The following is a 15232-nucleotide window of genomic DNA, read 5'->3' as shown; positions in this document are numbered from 1 at the left end:
GGCAGCGGGTCGCAGGCGGGGAGCCGCAGGCAACGGGCGCGGGCCGCAGGCGTCGAGCCGCAGGCAGCAGGCAGTGGGCGCGGGCCGCAGGGCAGCGGACGCCGGGCAGCGGGTCGCAGGCCGCAGGGCAGCGGACGCCGGGCTGCAAGCCGCAGGCATCCGACCGCAGACCGCAGGCGCCGGACCGCAGGCCGCGGGCCGCAGCAGGTGCGCCGGACCGCAAGCCGCAGACGGCAGGCGCCGGGCCGCAGGCAGCAGACAGCAGGCGCCAGAGCGCGGGCGGCCGGCCGCAGGCCACAGGCGCCGGGCCGTAAGCCGCAGGCATCCGGCCGCAGGCATCGAGCGCCCGACCGCAACCGCAGGCGTCCGGCCCAGGCGGCAGACGGCCCGCGCAGGATCGGCTCAGCCGAACGAGGACCGCTCCAGCCAGAACTCCAGCACCTCGCGCTCGCCCAGCACCTCGAGGCCGGGGGCGTCCAGCGGCAGGCGCCGGTAGAAGGCGAGCAGCAGCGGGGTGAGCGCGCCGCGCAGGGCGACGGTGGCCTTCTCGTGGCCGCGCCGCCAGACGACACCGTCCTCGCCCAGCTCGATGAGCCATTCGGCGTTCAGGCCGGGCTCGGTGTCGGTGGCGTGCAGATGGATGGTGCGGCCGGGGCCGCGCAGTTCGGCGACCGACGGATGGGAGGCGGTGCGCTGCGCCCACTCCACGATCTGGAGCCATTCGTCGAGCGCGTCGGCGGCGATGTCGGGCGCGACCGCGTACGGCAGCCCGGCCGCGAGCGTGGCGTCGGCGCGGTGCACGGTGATCTCGTGGGCCATGCGCCGGGCCCAGAAGCCGGAGGTCGGAATGCCGGCCCAGCTCCACACCCTGGTGTCGGGACCGGCCTCACGCAGCGCCTCCACGACGAGGTCGCCGGTCTCGCCCAGCCACGTGTCCAGCGCGGCCGCGTCACCCCGCTCCCGCGGGCCCTCGCAGAGCGGGATCCGGTCGAACGGGACGTCCTCCCGCGCTCGCTCGCGCACCAGGGCGTTCACCCAGCGCAGCGCGCCTCCCATGTGGCGGACGAGGTCTTCCAGCGACCAGTCCGGGCAGGTCGGCACGATGGCGGCGAGGTCCGTCCCGGACATCACCACCGCCCTCAACTCGGCTACCTGGTGGGCGATTTCGTCGCAGTATCGGTCATGTGCGAGCAAGGTCATGCCCCTTACCCTAGGCGGCGGTGATCATCCGAGCACGACGATTTCGGCCCCGTCGAACTGCGCGCCCACCGCGTCGCCCACCGCCGGGGCGTCCCGCAGCGCGCAGGCCGCCTCCAGGCGCGGGCCGCCGTCCCGGGGCTGGAGGCGCACGGCCACATGGGTGCCCTTGAAGGTGCGGGCGGTCACCGTGCAGGCCAGCCCCTCGTCGGCCGCCACGAGCCGCACCCCGGCGGGCCGTACGAGCAGGTGCCGCGCGCCCTCGGCGGAGCCGTCGGGCACGGGCAGCTTGCCCCAGGGGGTGTCGGCGGCCGTGTCGGCGACCGTCGCCGGGACCACGTTGTCGAAGCCGAGGAAGCGGGCCACGAACTCGTCCGCCGGCCGCTGCCAGACCTCCAGCGGCGTCCCGGACTGGGCGATACGGCCGTCCCGCATCACCACCACCCGGTCGGCCAGCGCGAACGCCTCGCCCTGATCGTGGGTGACGGCGAGCACGGTCGTGCCCAACCGGCCGAACAGCTCGCGGAGTTCGACCACCAGCCGCTCCCGCAGCGAGCGGTCGAGCTGACCCAGGGGTTCGTCCAGCATGAGCAGCCGGGGGCGGGGTGCGAGCGCCCGGGCGAGGGCCACGCGCTGCTGCTCACCCCCGGACAGCGCGGTCACCGCCCGCCGGGCCGCCCCCGGGAGCCCGACGAGGTCCAGCAACTGAGCGATGTCGGCGTCCCGTTCGCCCTTCGGCACCCCGTGCATCCGCAGCCCGAACGCCACGTTGCCGCCGACGTCCCGCTGCGGGAAGAGCTGGTGGTCCTGGAACATCAGCCCGACACCCCGCCGATGCGCGGGGACACCCGACTGGTCCCGGCCGTCGAGCAGCACCCGCCCGCCGTCCAGGGGCTGCAGCCCCGCCACCGCCCGCAGCAGGGTCGACTTGCCGCTGCCGCTGGGCCCGAGCACGCACACCACCTCGTGCTCGGCGACGGCGAGGTCGACCGCGTCGAGCACGGGCCGCCCGCCGAAGCGCACGGTCGCGGCGTCGAGGCTCAGCAGCATCAGAACTCCCCCGTCCGGTCGGTGCGCAGCCGCTCCAGGACCAGCAGCGCGGCCGCGCACACCACCATCAGAATCGTGGACAGGGCCATCGCCTGCCCGTAGTTGAGGTCGCCGGGCCGGCTCAGCAGGCGGGCGACGGCGACCGGGAGGGTCGGGTTGTCGGGGCGGGCGATGAACACGGTCGCCCCGAACTCGCCCAGCGACACGGCGAACGCGAACCCGGCCGCGACCAGCAGCGCCCGCCGCACCAGTGGCAGGTCGACCTCCCGCCACACCCGCCAGGGCGAGGCGCCCAGCACGGCCGCCGCCTCCCTGAGCCGCCCGTCCACGGCGCGCAGCACGGGCAGCATGGTCCGCACGACGAAGGGTGCGCCGACCAGCGCCTGGGCGAGCGGCACCAGGATCCAGGACTGCCGCAGGTCCAGTGGCGGCTTGTCGAGCGCGATCAGGAAGCCGAAGCCGACGGTCACGGCGGAGACACCGAGCGGCAGCATCAGCAGCGCGTCGAAGCCCCGTACCAGCCGCCCCGCGTCCCGGCGGGCCAGCGCGGCGGCGGCGAGACCGCCGATGAGCACGGCGATGGCGGTGGCGGCCGCCGCGTACTGGAGCGAGGTCCACACGGCGTGCAGCGGCGCCACGAGGAAGGTTCCGCCGTCGGAATCGGTCAGCGCCCGGTAGTAGCCGAGGTCGGGCGCGTCGAGGGAGCGCCGGACCAGCACGCCGAGCGGCAGCAGGACGAGGAGCACGACGGTGGTGAGGACCCCGGCGAGCAGCGCCCACTGCCCGGCACCGCGCGGCCGGCGTGCGGTCGTGGCCGCGTCTACCAGGCGCAGCGCGGTCTCCCGGCGCCGTACCGTCCAGGCGTGCACGGCGAGGATCGCGCCGACCGCGAGGAACTGGACGAGGGTGAGGACGGCGGCCGTCGACAGGTCGAAGATCTCGGAGGTCTGCCGGTAGATCTCCACTTCGAGGGTGGAGAACGTGGGTCCGCCGAGGATCTGCACGACACCGAAGGAGGTGAAGGTGAACAGGAACACCATCAGCGCGGCGGCGGCCACGGCGGGCGCGAGCGCGGGCAGGGTGACCTTCCGCCAGGCGTGCAGGGGGGAGGCGCCGAGCATCCGGGCCGCCTGTTCCTGCCGGGGGTCGAGCTGGGCCCAGAGCCCGCCCACCGTGCGGACGACGACCGCGTAGTTGAAGAAGACGTGCGCCAGCAGGATCGCCCACACCGTGGTGTCCAGCCGTACGCCCCACAGTTCGTCCAGCAGCCCGCCGCGCCCCACCAGGGCGAGGAAGGCCGTACCGACCACGACGGTCGGCAGCACGAACGGGACGGTGACGACCGCCCGCAGCAGCTGTCTGCCGGGGAAGTCCAGGCGGGCGAAGACGTAGGCGGCGGGCAGCGCGAGCAGCAGGGTGAGCGCGGTGGAGGCCAGGGCCTGCCAGGTGGTGAACCACAGCACGTGCCGGATGTCGGGCTGGGTGACGACGTCCGCCATCCGGCCGAACTGCCAGGCGCCGTCCACCTTCAGTCCGCGTGCGACGATCGCGGCCACCGGCCAGGCGAAGAACACCGCGAAGAACGCGACGGGCAGGGCCATCAGGCCGAGCCGCGCCGCGCTCCTCGTGCGGCCGCCCCCGTGGGGGGCTACTTCAGTACGAGCGACGTCCACGACTTGACCCACTGGTCACGGTTGGCGGCGATCTTCCCGGGGGCCATGGTCTCCGGGTTCTTGGCGACCGGCCCGTACTCGGTGAAGTCGGCGGGTACGGCCGCGCCCTTCACCACCGGGTAGACGAACATGTTCAGCGGCATGTCCTGCTGGAACTTCTTGGAGAGCAGGAAGTCGACGAACGCCTTGCCGCCCTTGGTGTTGTGCGCGTTGCTCAGCAGCCCGGCGAACTCGATCTGCCGGAAGCAGGTGCCGCTCGCCACACCGGTCGGGGCGGTGCTGGGCCGCTTCTTGGCGTAGATCACTTCGGCGGGCGGCGAGGAGGCGTAGGACACGACGAGCGGGCGGTCGCCGCCGGCCTTCCTGCCCTCGGACGAGCCGGAGAACTCCTGGTAGTAGGCCTGCTCCCAGCCGTCGACGACCTTGACGCCGTTGGCCTTGAGCTTCTTCCAGTAGTCCGGCCAGCCCTGGTCGCCGTAGCTCGCGGCGCTGCCGAGCAGGAAGCCGAGGCCGGGCGAGGAGGTGGCGGCGTTCTCGGTGACGAGGAGGTTCTTGTACGCGGGCTTGGCCAGGTCGGCGAAGGTCTGCGGCGGCTTCAGCCGGTGCTCACCGAAGTAGGCCTTGTCGTAGTTGACGCAGATGTCACCGAAGTCGATCGGGGTGACGCGGTGCTTGGCCTTGTCGAGCTGGTACTGGGCGCCGACGGTGCCGAGTCCCTTGGCCTCGTAGGGCTGGAAGAGTCCGTTGTCGAGGGCCCGGGACAGCAGGGTGTTGTCGACGCCGAAGAAGACGTCGCCCTGCGGGTTGTCCTTGGTCAGGATCGCCTTGTTGACGGCCTGGCCGGCGTCGCCGCTCTTGAGGACCCTGACCTTGTACCCGGACTGCTTCTCGAAGTCCTTGAGCACGTTCTTGGAGACGGCCCACGAGTCGTGGCTGACCAGGGTCACGGTCTTGGTGTCCGTGGACCCCGTGGCGTTGGACCCATTGGCGTCCGTCGACCCGCATCCCGTCAGCGCGGACATGGTGACCAGGCCGAGCCCGACCGCCGCGGCCACGAAGGTCTTGTGGTGCACTGGTTTTCCTCCTGGGGGTTGGCCAGGAAGAGACGCGGCCCTGCCCGGGTTCCGCGAGGGAACCCGGGCAGGGCGCAACAGCTTGAGTGGTGACCGAACTTCCTACCCAGAATGACCTGGGCGAGGTTCAGAGGGTCTGCGGCCCGGTTGCCGCACTCTCAGCGCTGTGGCGCTCCCCTGTCGGAATATGAAGATGTTCTGACCGGGTCAGGTTACCGCTCGGTGGCGGCGAGCTGACCACAGGCTCCGTCGATCTCCTGACCACGGGTGTCCCGGACGGTGACCGGCACCCCGTGCGCCGCGATGGCCTCGACGAAGGCCTTCTCGTCCTCGGGCCGCGAGGCGGTCCACTTCGACCCGGGCGTCGGGTTCAGCGGGATGAGGTTGACGTGCACCGGCCTGCCCTTGAGCAGCCGGCCCAGCCGGTCGCCCCGCCATGCCTGGTCGTTGATGTCCCGGATCAGGGCGTACTCGATGGACAGCCGGCGCCCGGACTTCTCCACGTACTCGAACCCGGCGTCGAGCACCTCGCGCACCTTCCACCGCGTGTTCACGGGGACGAGGGTGTCGCGCAGCTCGTCGTCGGGGGCGTGGAGTGAGATCGCGAGCCGGCACTTGAGGCCCTCGTCGGCGAACCGGTGGATGGCCGGCACGAGCCCGACCGTCGACACCGTGATCCCGCGCTGCGAGAGCCCGAGCCCGTCGGGCGCGGGGTCGGTGAGCGCCCGGATGGCCGTCACGACGCGCTTGTAGTTGGCGAGGGGCTCGCCCATCCCCATGAAGACGATGTTGGAGAGCCGCGCGGGCCCGCCGGGCACCTCGCCGTCCCGCAGCGCCCGCATCCCGTCCACGATCTGGTGCACGATCTCGGCGGTCGACAGGTTCCGGTCGAGCCCCGCCTGCCCGGTCGCGCAGAACGGGCAGTTCATCCCGCACCCGGCCTGCGAGCTGATGCACATCGTCACCCGGTCCGGGTAGCGCATCAGCACGGACTCGACCAGCGTCCCGTCGAACAGCCGCCACAGCGTCTTGCGGGTCGTCCCCTGGTCGGTCGACAGATGCCGCACGACGGTCATCAGCTCGGGGAACAGCGCTTCCTGCAGCTTGCCGCGCGCCCCGGCGGGGATGTCGGTCCACTGCTCCGGGTCAGGCGCGTACCGCGCGAAGTAGTGCTGCGACAGCTGCTTGGCACGAAACGGCTTCTCACCGATCTCGGCCACGACGTCCTTGCGCTCGGCAGGCGAGAGATCGGCAAGATGCCGCGGCGGCTTCTTGGCTCCGCGCGGCGCGACAAAGGTGAGTTCTCCGGGATTAGGCATGGCGTTACCAGTGTCGCAGATCAAACTCGGTGACCTGCGGCTGTCGTCTGCTACGACTGTCGTCAGTAGTCGTCGCCGGTCGGCACTGAGCGGCCTCGGACGGCCCGGAGACGGCCCGGAGAAGGCCCGGAGAAGGCCCGGCGAAGATCACTCGTCGACTGCCCTCCACTCATTGAGCCGGACCTTGACCTGGTGGTTGTGGGCGGCGTCCGGGATGACCTCCCCACTGACGAAGGCCCCGAGGGCCGGGAGGCCCATCCCGAGCGGCATGGCCGTGACCTCCGCCGGCGCTGTGGCGTACGGCACGCCCTCTGTACGTATGGGGCCTGAACGTCTCGCCGCTCATCGGCGCCCGCCGCTCCTTCGCCGGGTCGGTGATCGGCGGCGTCGTCCTGGCCCAGGAGACGCTCGACTTCCGCGCCGGGCACGACATCGGAGCCGAGGTCGTCTTCGCGGACAAGGTCGGCGAGGCGTACGAGCGGGTGCCGGCCTCCGACGTCCGCTACCGCTTCGTCGTCGACACCGGCACCCTCGCCTGAACCATCGGTCCAGAACGCCCGTCCACCTCAGTGTGGACGGGCGCTCTCACACCGGGATCAAGATGACCCGAGCCCCTCTACGCTGGCTTGCGGCAGGACACGGGGAAGGGGCGGTCGATGGACTGGTTCTGGTGGGTTCTGATCATCTTCTGGACGGGTGGTTTCGCGTGGGTGGCCGACAACGCCCGCACCGCGCTGCGCAACCGGCATGAGCGCAAACTGCAGTTGCTGGAGGCGGCGAAGCAGGAGCGCTTGGCCGTCGAGGCGGCGCACAAGCCCCCGGAGCCGGTGTGCGGTTGCACCCACCACCTCGCCAAGCACGACAAGCGTGGCCGGTGCCATGAACGCGTCGAGGTGCCCACGGCCTGGGACGAGAACAAGAAGCCGCTCCGCTTCGAGGCCGGCCAGTGCAACTGCCAGCAGTACGTGGGTCCGCAGCCCCTGTCGCAGGTCTACGCGGAGGAGCTGACGGACCTTCCCTGATCAGCGGGGGAGGCGCGCCGAGGCCGGCCGTGGCGGACTTGGGCCTCGCCGGGGAGGCGCACGGCCGTCTTGTGAAGTTCTGCCGGTGAACGGGAGGGTTTCCTGGTCGGGGGTTGTCCGGGTGCTTGCGCTGACGTAACAAGGTGCTCCATGAACCTTTTCGGCCGCAATTCTCACCCCCGGCGCCCGGAGCCGTCCGTGTCCTCGGTGGCGACCGCCGCCCCGGCCTCCCGTGGTACCGCTGTCCTGCCCGATCCCGGTCTCGCCTCCCTCACCGGCGAGTGGATGATCGACCCGGCGCACAGCAGGATCGGGTTCTCCGTGCGGCACGCGATGGTGACGACGGTGCGGGGCGCCTTCACGGAGTACGAGAGCCGTCTCTACTTCGACGGCCGCGATCCCGGCCGGTCCCGGGCCGACCTCGTGCTGTACACCGCCAGCGTCCACACCGGTGTCGAGCAGCGCGACGCGCACCTGGTGAGCCGCCAGTTCCTCGACGCCGCCGCGTACCCCCGGATGACGTTCACCAGCTCCGCCGTACAGCTCGTCGGCCAGGACGTCTACCGCATGACCGGCGACCTCACCATCAAGGACACCAGCCGCCCGGTCGTCCTGGAACTGACCTACATCGGCCATGTGACCGACCCCTTCGGCTACGAGCGCGTCGGCTTCGACGGCACCACGACCATCGACCGGTCCGAGTGGGGCCTGACCTACGACGCCCGGCTGGCCCAGGGCGGAGCCATGGTGAGCGACAAGGTGCGCCTCCAGTTCGACATCGCCGCCATCCGGGGCTCGGTCACCTCCTGAGCGGCGCCGCCGACTTCCGGGTCACCCCGAAACATGCTTGGCCCGCACCCCGCGGCTCCCTACGCTGAGGCCATGCCTGCCGCGAAGACGTCGTACGTGTGCCTGTCCTGCCGGGTGTCGTACAAGCAGCCGTACGATCCGTGGCGCGAGCGCGTCTGCCCACGCTGCGCCGGTGCGCTGACGTACGCCGGCTCGGCCTTCGCGGCGCCACCGAAGCGGGACCGGGCGGCCTGGCGGACGCTCACCGTGCTGCTGCACGCGGGCCTGGGCTTCCACAAGAGCTGCTGCGGCGGCCCCGGGTTCCGCCCGCGCTCCCCGCGCGAGGTGCGGGAGCGGCTGGAGTACGCCCGCCGCAGCGGGGAACCGGCCGCCCGGGCGCTGGCCCGGGCCGAACTGCCGTGACCGGCCTGGACGCGCTCACCCGGGCCGTGGCCCCACCGGCCGCCCCGGTCGACGGGCACGGGGACTGGGCCGACGCCGAGGCCCGGCTCGGGGTGCGGCTTCCCGCGGACTACCGGCTGCTGGTCGAGACGTACGGCTGGGGCGAGTTCTGCGACTACCTGTACCTGCGCACCCCGTTCGGGACGAACCGGCACAACGGCCTGGAGCGTTACGACGGGCTCCTCGTGTGGGGCGGCACCATGGACGCCGACCGGCTGTGCTGGCGTACCGAGGGAGACCCCGACGAGTGGCCGGTGGTGATCCACGGGCGGGGCACCGGGCGGGAGGAGCACGCCCTGAGCACGTCCCGCTTCATCGAGGAGTGGGTGACCGCGCGCCTGCGCTCCACCGTCCTGGAGGACATGGAGCCGGACCTCGAGCCCTGGTTCAACGCGTTCCGGCCACGGGCGCACCGGTGCCTGCGGCTCTCGGAAGGCTCCCGGCCGTATGCCGAGCGGCTGCGCATCCTGCGGGACGTGCTGGCACCGACTCTGGACCGGGGCTCCTGGCAGTCCGAGGACGGCGCGAGCGGCCAGGACCACTTCGCGACCGCCGACACCGACTGGCAGCTCACCTACGAGCGCTCGCACCCGAGCCAGATACGCGTCGCCTTCCCGCCCCGGGACCGGGTCGCGGCCCGCGACCGGCTCTTCGCCGCCGTACGACTCATGGGGTGCACGGTGCTGGAGATCACCACCGCGCGTGGCGCGCCACTGGCCGACTGGGACGCGGAAGAGGACGAGCCCGAGGCCGAGGCAGCAGTCGAGGCCGAGTAGCGGCCGGCAGAGGCCGGGGGCGGGCGGGTCGCCGCCGGACAGGCCGACGGGCCCCGTCCTGTGCTCAGGACGAGGCCCGCGGAGCCGCAAGCCTCACGGCCGGGGAACCGGCTCCGGTCACGCCGAGCCGACGAACACCACCATCAGCAGCCACACCACGGGCGCCGTCGGCAGCAGGGAGTCGAGCCGGTCCATGATGCCGCCGTGCCCGGGAAGCAGGGTGCCCATGTCCTTGATGCCCAGGTCCCGCTTGATCATGGACTCACCGAGGTCGCCCAGGGTGGCGCTGGCGGCGACCGCGAGGCCCAGCAGCAGGCCCTGCCACCAGCGGCCGTCGTCGATCAGGAACTGCATGCACAGCGCGCCCGCCACCATGGCGAACAGCACCGCGCCGAGCAGGCCCTCGCGGGTCTTGCCGGGGCTGATGCGCGGGGCGAGCTTGTGCTTGCCGAAGCGCCAGCCGACCGCGTACGCGCCCGTGTCGCTGACGACGGTCAGCAGCAGGAAGGTGAGGACGCGCCAGGAGCCGTCGTCGGCGGTGAGCATCATCGCCACGAACGTGGCCAGGAACGGCACGTAGAACGCGGCGAAGACGCCGGCCGTGACGTCCTTGAGGTAGCCCTCGGGGGGCTCGATCATGCGCCAGACCAGCACGGCGAGGGACGTCAGCGCCATGGCCACCCACGCGCCCTCGGCACCCCGCACATAGCCGGCGACCACCATCGCCGCGCCGCCGACCGCGAGCGGCACCAGCGGCGCCTTGATGCCCTTGCGCTCCTGAAGCCTGCTGGTCAGCTCCCACAGGCCGACCACCACGGCGACCGCGACGACACCGACGAACACGGCCTTGACGATGAACAGGGACGCGATGATCAGCACCCCGAGGCCCACGCCGACCCCTATGGCCGCGCTCAGGTCACGGCCCGCGCTCTTCTTCTGCGGCGCTGGCGCCGGCTGCGGGGCGTGGGACATGGGCTCCGGATTCTGCCTGGGACTCTGCGTGGGGTTCAGCGTCGGGTCGTGCGTCGGACTGGTCGAACGGCGGGCGAAACCCTGCGTCTCGTCTCGGAACAAGGGGCCGCTCAGCCGAGCGGCCCCCCGGTCGTCGTCCTGGGCCCCGCCGTGGGCGGGGTCGTCGGGCACGACGGGCATGGGGCGAGTCTGCTGCGCCTGAGGCGCATCGTACGCGGGACCCGCCGGGGCAGCCCCCTGGACAGGCCCACCCGCAGTGGGCCCCCAGTACCCGGCCTGCCCCGCCGCCGGCGGTGCCCCCCAGGAAGAGTCGCTCATCAGACTTCGAGCAGCTCCGCTTCCTTGTGCTTCAGGAGCTCGTCCACCTGGGCGACGTACTTCGCCGTGGTGTCGTCCAGCTCCTTCTCCGCGCGGCGGCCCTCGTCCTCGCCGACCTCGCCGTCCTTGATCAGCTTGTCGATGGCGTCCTTGGCCTTGCGGCGCACGGAGCGGATCGACACCCGGGCGTCCTCCGCCTTGCTTTTGGCGACCTTGATGTAGTCGCGGCGGCGCTCCTCGTTCAGCTCGGGGAACACCACACGGATGATGTTGCCGTCATTGCTGGGGTTGACGCCCAGGTCGGAGTCGCGGATCGCCTGCTCGATGTTGCGCAGCGCGCTCTTGTCGAACGGCGTCACGACGGCCATCCGCGGCTCCGGCACGGAGAACGAGGCCAGCTGGTTGATCGGCGTCAGGGCGCCGTAGTAGTCGGCCACGATCTTGTTGAACATCGCCGGGTGCGCACGGCCGGTGCGGATCGCGGCGAAGTCCTCCTTGGCGACCACGACGGCCTTCTCCATCTTCTCCTCGGCCTCGAGGAGGGTCTCTTCGATCACCACTTGCTCCTGCGTGTCTTGAGTAAGGCCCGGCTGCGGTTCCCCGTAGGGGCGGCGGCCGGCTGCGTCGCGTCTTCTTCCTGCACGGTTCCCGACCGGCAGGACATTGTCCATCCCCCGGCCAGGGCGCGTCCCGTCCGTCCCCCGGACAGGTGTCGTACCGGCGACCGGGCGTACCGGTCAGTTCCGGCTGTCGTGGTCACCCACCAGCGTGCCGATCTTCTCACCCTTGACGGCCCGCGCGATATTGCCCTCCGCCAGGAGCTCGAACACGAGGATCGGCAGCTTGTTGTCACGGCACAGGGTGATCGCGGTGGCGTCGGCGACCTTGAGCTCGCGGGTGATGACCTCGCCGTAGCCGAGGGCGTCGAACTTGACGGCGTCGGGGTTGGTCTTGGGGTCGGAGTCGTAGACCCCGTCCACGCCGTTCTTGCCCATGAGCAGCGCCTCGGCGTCGATCTCCAGGGCGCGCTGGGCGGCGGTGGTGTCGGTGGAGAAGTAGGGCATGCCCATACCGGCGCCGAAGATGACCACGCGGCCCTTCTCCAGGTGGCGCACGGCGCGCAGCGGGATGTACGGCTCGGCGACCTGGCCCATGGTGATGGCGGTCTGCACCCGGCTGTCGATGCCCTCCTTCTCCAGGAAGTCCTGGAGGGCGAGGCAGTTCATCACGGTGCCGAGCATGCCCATGTAGTCGGAGCGCGCCCGGTCCATGCCGCGCTGCTGGAGTTCGGCGCCGCGGAAGAAGTTGCCGCCGCCGATGACGACCGCGATCTCGGCGCCGTCGCGGACGACGGCGGCGATCTCACGGGCGATCTTGTGCACCACGTCCGGATCCACGCCCAGGCCCCCGCCACCGGAGAAGGCCTCTCCGGACAGCTTCAGCAGAAACCGGCCGTGTACTTTGCCGTCGTCGCTCTTCTGGGGCTTGGTGGTCATGGAGATCCCGCCTCTTTCACGTGTTGCACATACGAAGAAGGCCATTGCCGATGGGTTCGCTTTTCGCTCCCATGCGCGGCAATGGCCTCCTCGTCAGATCTGCTGCCGTCCGCCACGTGCCCGGGTGTGGCGGTGTGCCCGGACGACTGCTGTCGACCCTATAGGGGTCGCGCGTCGATCGCGGTACGGACTCAGATGCCGACCTTGATGCGCGTGAAGCGCTTCAGGGTGACACCGGCCTCGTCCAGCACCTTCTGGACCGACTTCTTGTTGTCCAGCGCGTACGGCTGGCCGAGCAGCGTGGCGTCCTTGAAGAAGCCGTTCAGGCGACCCTCGACGATCTTGGCGATCGCGGCCTCGGGCTTGCCCTCGGCGCGGGTGGTCTCCTCGGCGATGCGGCGCTCGGACTCGACGACCTCGGCCGGGACGTCGTCCTTGGCGAGGTACTTCGGCGCGAAGGCGGCGATGTGCTGGGCGACACCCTTGGCGATCTCGGCGTTCGGCTTGTCGAGCTCGACCAGGACACCGATCTGCGGGGGCAGGTCGGGCATGGTGCGGTGCATGTAGGCGGTGACGTAGCCGTCGGCGAACTGCGCGAAGCGGTCCAGGACGATCTTCTCGCCGAGGTTGGCGTTGGCCTCGTCCACGAACGCCTGGACGGTCTTGCCGGCCTCGATCTCGGAGGCGAGCAGGGCCTCGAGGTCGGCCGGGCCGGTCTTGGCGACGTGCTCGGCGATGGCCTTGGCCACGGCCTGGAACTTGTCACCCTTGGCGACGAAGTCCGTCTCGCACTTCAGCTCGACGAGGACGCCGGAGGAGTTGTCGTCGGCGATGATGGAGACCACGGCGCCGTTCTCGGCGGAGCGGCCCTCGCGCTTGGCGACGCCCTTCTGGCCCTTGATGCGCAGCGCCTCGACGGCCTTCTCGACGTTGCCCTCGGCCTCGTCCAGCGCCTTCTTGCAGTCCATCATGCCGGCGCCGGTGAGCTCACGGAGCTTCTTGACGTCGGCGGCGGTGTAGTTCGCCATGAGTCTGTGAGTCTTTCTCGAAGTCTTGGGAGATCGGAGAGCGGCACGCTCCGGTCCACATGTGATCGCGGACAACGGACGGCGTGCCGACCTGCGGGTGAACGGCGGGGGCGGACTTCACCGCGCCGGAGGCGCTGCTGGTGCCGCCCCCGCCGTCAACGCTGACGTCAGGCCTGCTCGCCCTCGGCGGCCGGAGCGGCCTCGGCGGCGGGAGCGGCCTCGGCGGCGGGGGCCTCGGCGGCAGGGGCCTCCTCGGCCGGCTTCTCGGCCTCGGCGGCGGGGGCCTCGGCGGCGGGGGCGGCCTCGGCGGCCGGAGCGGCCTCGTCGGCCTTCTTCTCGCCCTCGAGGAGGTCGCGCTCCCACTCGGCGAGCGGCTCGCCGGCGGCCTTCTCGCCCTTGTCACCGGTGGCGACGCGCGAGCGGGAGATGAGGCCCTCGGCGACGGCGTCGGCGATCACGCGGGTGAGCAGGGTGACGGAGCGGATCGCGTCGTCGTTGCCCGGGATCTTGTAGTCGACCTCGTCGGGGTCGCAGTTGGTGTCGAGGATCGCGACGACCGGGATGTTGAGCTTCCGGGCCTCACCGACCGCGATGTGCTCCTTCTTGGTGTCCACGATCCAGACGGCGCTGGGCACCTTCTGCATCTCGCGGATACCACCGAGGGTCTTCTCCAGCTTGGCCTTCTCGCGCGAGAGCACGAGAAGCTCCTTCTTGGTGAGACCCGACGCGGCGACGTCCTCGAAGTCGATCTGCTCGAGCTCCTTGAGGCGCTGCAGACGCTTGTAGACGGTGGAGAAGTTGGTGAGCATGCCGCCCAGCCAGCGCTGGTTGACGTAGGGCATGCCGACGCGGGTGGCCTGCTCGGCGATGGCCTCCTGCGCCTGCTTCTTCGTGCCGACGAACATGACCGTGCCGCCGTGGGCGACGGTCTCCTTGACGAACTCGTAGGCGCGGTCGATGTACGACAGCGACTGGAGCAGGTCGATGATGTAGATGCCGTTGCGCTCGGTGAAGATGAAGCGCTTCATCTTCGGGTTCCAGCGACGGGTCTGGTGACCGAAGTGGACGCCGCTCTCCAGCAGCTCCCGCATCGTGACGACGGCCATGGCCGTATCTCCTTGAATTGAATTTCTCGGTTGTGCCGCGTCCGCCGGACGGCGGCCGCGCCTGACGCCCGCGTTGCGCCGTGCCACTAGGGACCGAGGGGCGCTTGGTACGAACCGTTTCCGGATGCCGTACCGGGGCGTGCGAAGTCGACCCGGTGACCCGGATCGCCAGAAGAAGTGTACGGGACCGGCGGGGCGGCGGGTGACGCCGCTGTCCACAACCGGTGGGTTGTCCACAGATCCCGGCCATGATCGGTTCGTCCGGTGGAGGGTTCTCGCATGCGACGAGCGATGCGATACATGGCGCTGTGGGCAGGTCTGCCGCTGGTCTGCGCGGTGTCCGCGCCGGCTCCCCCGGCCCGCGCCGACACTCCGGCCCCGGCACCCGCGCCACCGCCCGGGGGCGAGGTTCCGGCCATCGGGCGCGCCTGGCCGGTGGGGGTACGGCCGGTGCTGCTGCGGGGCTGGGAGCCGCCGGCGACGGTGTACGGGCCCGGGCACCGGGGTGTCGACCTGGGCGCGACGCCCGGCAACCCGGTACGGGCGGTCGCGGCCGGCCGCGTGTCCTTCGCCGGCCGGGTGGCCGGGCGGGGCGTGGTGTCGGTGGAGCTGACGGGCACGGACCTGAGGACCACCTACGAGCCGGTCCGCGCGTCGGTGCGGAAGGGGGACGAGGTGCGGGCGGGCGAGATGCTCGGCACGGTCGAGCCCCCCGCACCGCACTGCCCCACGACCTGCCTGCACTGGGGCCTCCTGCGCGGCGAGACCTACCTCAACCCCCTCTCCCTCCTCCCACCCTGGCTCCTGCGCAACGGCCCAGCCCGGCTGCTGCCGGTCCTGGAGGTCCCACTGCCGGGGTGAGGGGGCGCGCCGCACACGGGGTGGCCGGCCAGGGATGGGGTGGCCCGGTGGCGTGCCATCGGCGCGAGGGGGGCGCTCGCACCGGTGCCG

The 15232-nt window shown here is 71.4% G+C and carries 17 protein-coding genes; 6 read left to right on the top strand and 11 right to left on the bottom strand.

The window, feature by feature from the left end:
* Positions 1–402: 402 nt before the first annotated feature.
* From V7E45_RS18575 to V7E45_RS18550, 6 genes are all read right to left on the bottom strand, one after another.
* On the bottom strand, positions 403–1200 hold the full coding sequence (locus tag V7E45_RS18575; RefSeq protein WP_333775299.1) for a maleylpyruvate isomerase family mycothiol-dependent enzyme: 798 nt from the start codon (positions 1198–1200) through the stop codon (positions 403–405).
* Between the two features lie 24 nt (positions 1201–1224).
* Positions 1225–2247, bottom strand: a complete 1023-nt coding sequence (locus tag V7E45_RS18570; RefSeq protein ID WP_333775298.1) for an ABC transporter ATP-binding protein — start codon at positions 2245–2247, stop codon at positions 1225–1227.
* Positions 2247–3848, bottom strand: coding sequence for an ABC transporter permease (locus tag V7E45_RS18565; protein WP_333775297.1), 1602 nt, complete (start codon positions 3846–3848; stop codon positions 2247–2249). Before V7E45_RS18565 ends, V7E45_RS18570 begins: the two co-directional genes overlap by 1 nt.
* A 47-nt stretch (positions 3849–3895) precedes the next feature.
* Positions 3896–4993 (bottom strand): thiamine ABC transporter substrate-binding protein, encoded by a 1098-nt coding sequence (locus V7E45_RS18560; RefSeq protein ID WP_333775296.1) that lies wholly within the window; start codon positions 4991–4993, stop codon positions 3896–3898.
* A 212-nt stretch (positions 4994–5205) separates the two neighbouring features.
* Complete coding sequence (gene rlmN / locus V7E45_RS18555; RefSeq protein WP_333775295.1) at positions 5206–6312, bottom strand: 23S rRNA (adenine(2503)-C(2))-methyltransferase RlmN; 1107 nt, start codon at positions 6310–6312, stop codon at positions 5206–5208.
* A 147-nt stretch (positions 6313–6459) separates the two neighbouring features.
* Positions 6460–6618 (bottom strand): hypothetical protein, encoded by a 159-nt coding sequence (locus V7E45_RS18550; RefSeq protein ID WP_333775294.1) that lies wholly within the window; start codon positions 6616–6618, stop codon positions 6460–6462.
* A gap of 68 nt (positions 6619–6686) precedes the next feature.
* Between V7E45_RS18550 and V7E45_RS18545 the strand changes: the two genes are divergently transcribed.
* From V7E45_RS18545 to V7E45_RS18525, 5 genes are all read left to right on the top strand, one after another.
* The gene (locus V7E45_RS18545; RefSeq protein WP_443056091.1) at positions 6687–6851 is read left to right on the top strand and encodes a hypothetical protein; all 165 of its coding nucleotides are present in this window, start codon (positions 6687–6689) and stop codon (positions 6849–6851) included.
* Positions 6852–6968: 117 nt separating this feature from the next.
* Entirely contained in the window at positions 6969–7334 is a 366-nt protein-coding gene (locus tag V7E45_RS18540; RefSeq protein WP_333775293.1) for a hypothetical protein, read from the top strand.
* Between the two features lie 150 nt (positions 7335–7484).
* The gene (locus tag V7E45_RS18535; protein WP_333775292.1) at positions 7485–8144 is read left to right on the top strand and encodes a YceI family protein; all 660 of its coding nucleotides are present in this window, start codon (positions 7485–7487) and stop codon (positions 8142–8144) included.
* Between the two features lie 72 nt (positions 8145–8216).
* Complete coding sequence (locus tag V7E45_RS18530; protein ID WP_333775291.1) at positions 8217–8546, top strand: deoxyxylulose-5-phosphate synthase; 330 nt, start codon at positions 8217–8219, stop codon at positions 8544–8546.
* Positions 8543–9361, top strand: coding sequence for an SMI1/KNR4 family protein (locus V7E45_RS18525; RefSeq protein WP_333775290.1), 819 nt, complete (start codon positions 8543–8545; stop codon positions 9359–9361). Before V7E45_RS18530 ends, V7E45_RS18525 begins: the two co-directional genes overlap by 4 nt.
* Positions 9362–9478: 117 nt before the next feature.
* Here the strand turns inward: V7E45_RS18525 and V7E45_RS18520 are convergent, their stop codons facing one another.
* The 5 genes from V7E45_RS18520 to rpsB all read right to left on the bottom strand — a co-directional run bounded on the left by V7E45_RS18520 (position 9479) and on the right by rpsB (position 14281).
* Positions 9479–10651 carry a phosphatidate cytidylyltransferase gene (locus tag V7E45_RS18520; RefSeq protein WP_333775289.1) on the bottom strand — a complete coding sequence of 391 codons (1173 nt, stop codon included), beginning with the start codon at positions 10649–10651 and terminating at the stop codon, positions 9479–9481.
* On the bottom strand, positions 10651–11208 hold the full coding sequence (gene frr, locus V7E45_RS18515) for a ribosome recycling factor (protein ID WP_333775288.1): 558 nt from the start codon (positions 11206–11208) through the stop codon (positions 10651–10653). Before frr ends, V7E45_RS18520 begins: the two co-directional genes overlap by 1 nt.
* Positions 11209–11388: 180 nt before the next feature.
* The gene (gene pyrH, locus V7E45_RS18510) at positions 11389–12147 is read right to left on the bottom strand and encodes a UMP kinase (protein ID WP_333775287.1); all 759 of its coding nucleotides are present in this window, start codon (positions 12145–12147) and stop codon (positions 11389–11391) included.
* Between the two features lie 191 nt (positions 12148–12338).
* Positions 12339–13175 carry a translation elongation factor Ts gene (gene tsf, locus V7E45_RS18505; RefSeq protein ID WP_333775286.1) on the bottom strand — a complete coding sequence of 279 codons (837 nt, stop codon included), beginning with the start codon at positions 13173–13175 and terminating at the stop codon, positions 12339–12341.
* Positions 13176–13342: 167 nt separating this feature from the next.
* On the bottom strand, positions 13343–14281 hold the full coding sequence (gene rpsB / locus V7E45_RS18500; protein WP_333775285.1) for a 30S ribosomal protein S2: 939 nt from the start codon (positions 14279–14281) through the stop codon (positions 13343–13345).
* A gap of 279 nt (positions 14282–14560) precedes the next feature.
* Here rpsB and V7E45_RS18495 point away from each other — a divergent pair, with 279 nt between their 5' ends.
* On the top strand, positions 14561–15142 hold the full coding sequence (locus V7E45_RS18495; RefSeq protein WP_333775284.1) for a M23 family metallopeptidase: 582 nt from the start codon (positions 14561–14563) through the stop codon (positions 15140–15142).
* Positions 15143–15232 lie beyond the last annotated feature (90 nt).

The organism is Streptomyces sp. IBSBF 3136 (assembly GCF_036815105.1).
Taxonomy (GTDB): Bacteria; Actinomycetota; Actinomycetes; order Streptomycetales; family Streptomycetaceae; genus Streptomyces.
The sequence above is the reverse complement of the archived record's forward strand: the minus strand, read 5'-3'. Positions and strand labels throughout refer to the sequence as shown.

Excerpts from the sequence above, each read along its gene's own strand:
- V7E45_RS18575 (WP_333775299.1), bottom strand. The coding sequence starts at position 1,200 with ATGACCTTGCTCGCACATGACCGATACTGCGACGAAATCGCCCACCAG.
- V7E45_RS18570 (WP_333775298.1), bottom strand. The coding sequence starts at position 2,247 with ATGCTGCTGAGCCTCGACGCCGCGACCGTGCGCTTCGGCGGGCGGCCC.
- V7E45_RS18565 (WP_333775297.1), bottom strand. The coding sequence starts at position 3,848 with ATGGCCCTGCCCGTCGCGTTCTTCGCGGTGTTCTTCGCCTGGCCGGTG.
- rlmN (WP_333775295.1), bottom strand. The coding sequence starts at position 6,312 with ATGCCTAATCCCGGAGAACTCACCTTTGTCGCGCCGCGCGGAGCCAAG.
- V7E45_RS18540 (WP_333775293.1), top strand. The coding sequence starts at position 6,969 with ATGGACTGGTTCTGGTGGGTTCTGATCATCTTCTGGACGGGTGGTTTC.
- V7E45_RS18535 (WP_333775292.1), top strand. The coding sequence starts at position 7,485 with ATGAACCTTTTCGGCCGCAATTCTCACCCCCGGCGCCCGGAGCCGTCC.
- V7E45_RS18530 (WP_333775291.1), top strand. The coding sequence starts at position 8,217 with ATGCCTGCCGCGAAGACGTCGTACGTGTGCCTGTCCTGCCGGGTGTCG.
- V7E45_RS18520 (WP_333775289.1), bottom strand. The coding sequence starts at position 10,651 with ATGAGCGACTCTTCCTGGGGGGCACCGCCGGCGGCGGGGCAGGCCGGG.
- pyrH (WP_333775287.1), bottom strand. The coding sequence starts at position 12,147 with ATGACCACCAAGCCCCAGAAGAGCGACGACGGCAAAGTACACGGCCGG.
- tsf (WP_333775286.1), bottom strand. The coding sequence starts at position 13,175 with ATGGCGAACTACACCGCCGCCGACGTCAAGAAGCTCCGTGAGCTCACC.
- rpsB (WP_333775285.1), bottom strand. The coding sequence starts at position 14,281 with ATGGCCGTCGTCACGATGCGGGAGCTGCTGGAGAGCGGCGTCCACTTC.
- V7E45_RS18495 (WP_333775284.1), top strand. The coding sequence starts at position 14,561 with ATGCGACGAGCGATGCGATACATGGCGCTGTGGGCAGGTCTGCCGCTG.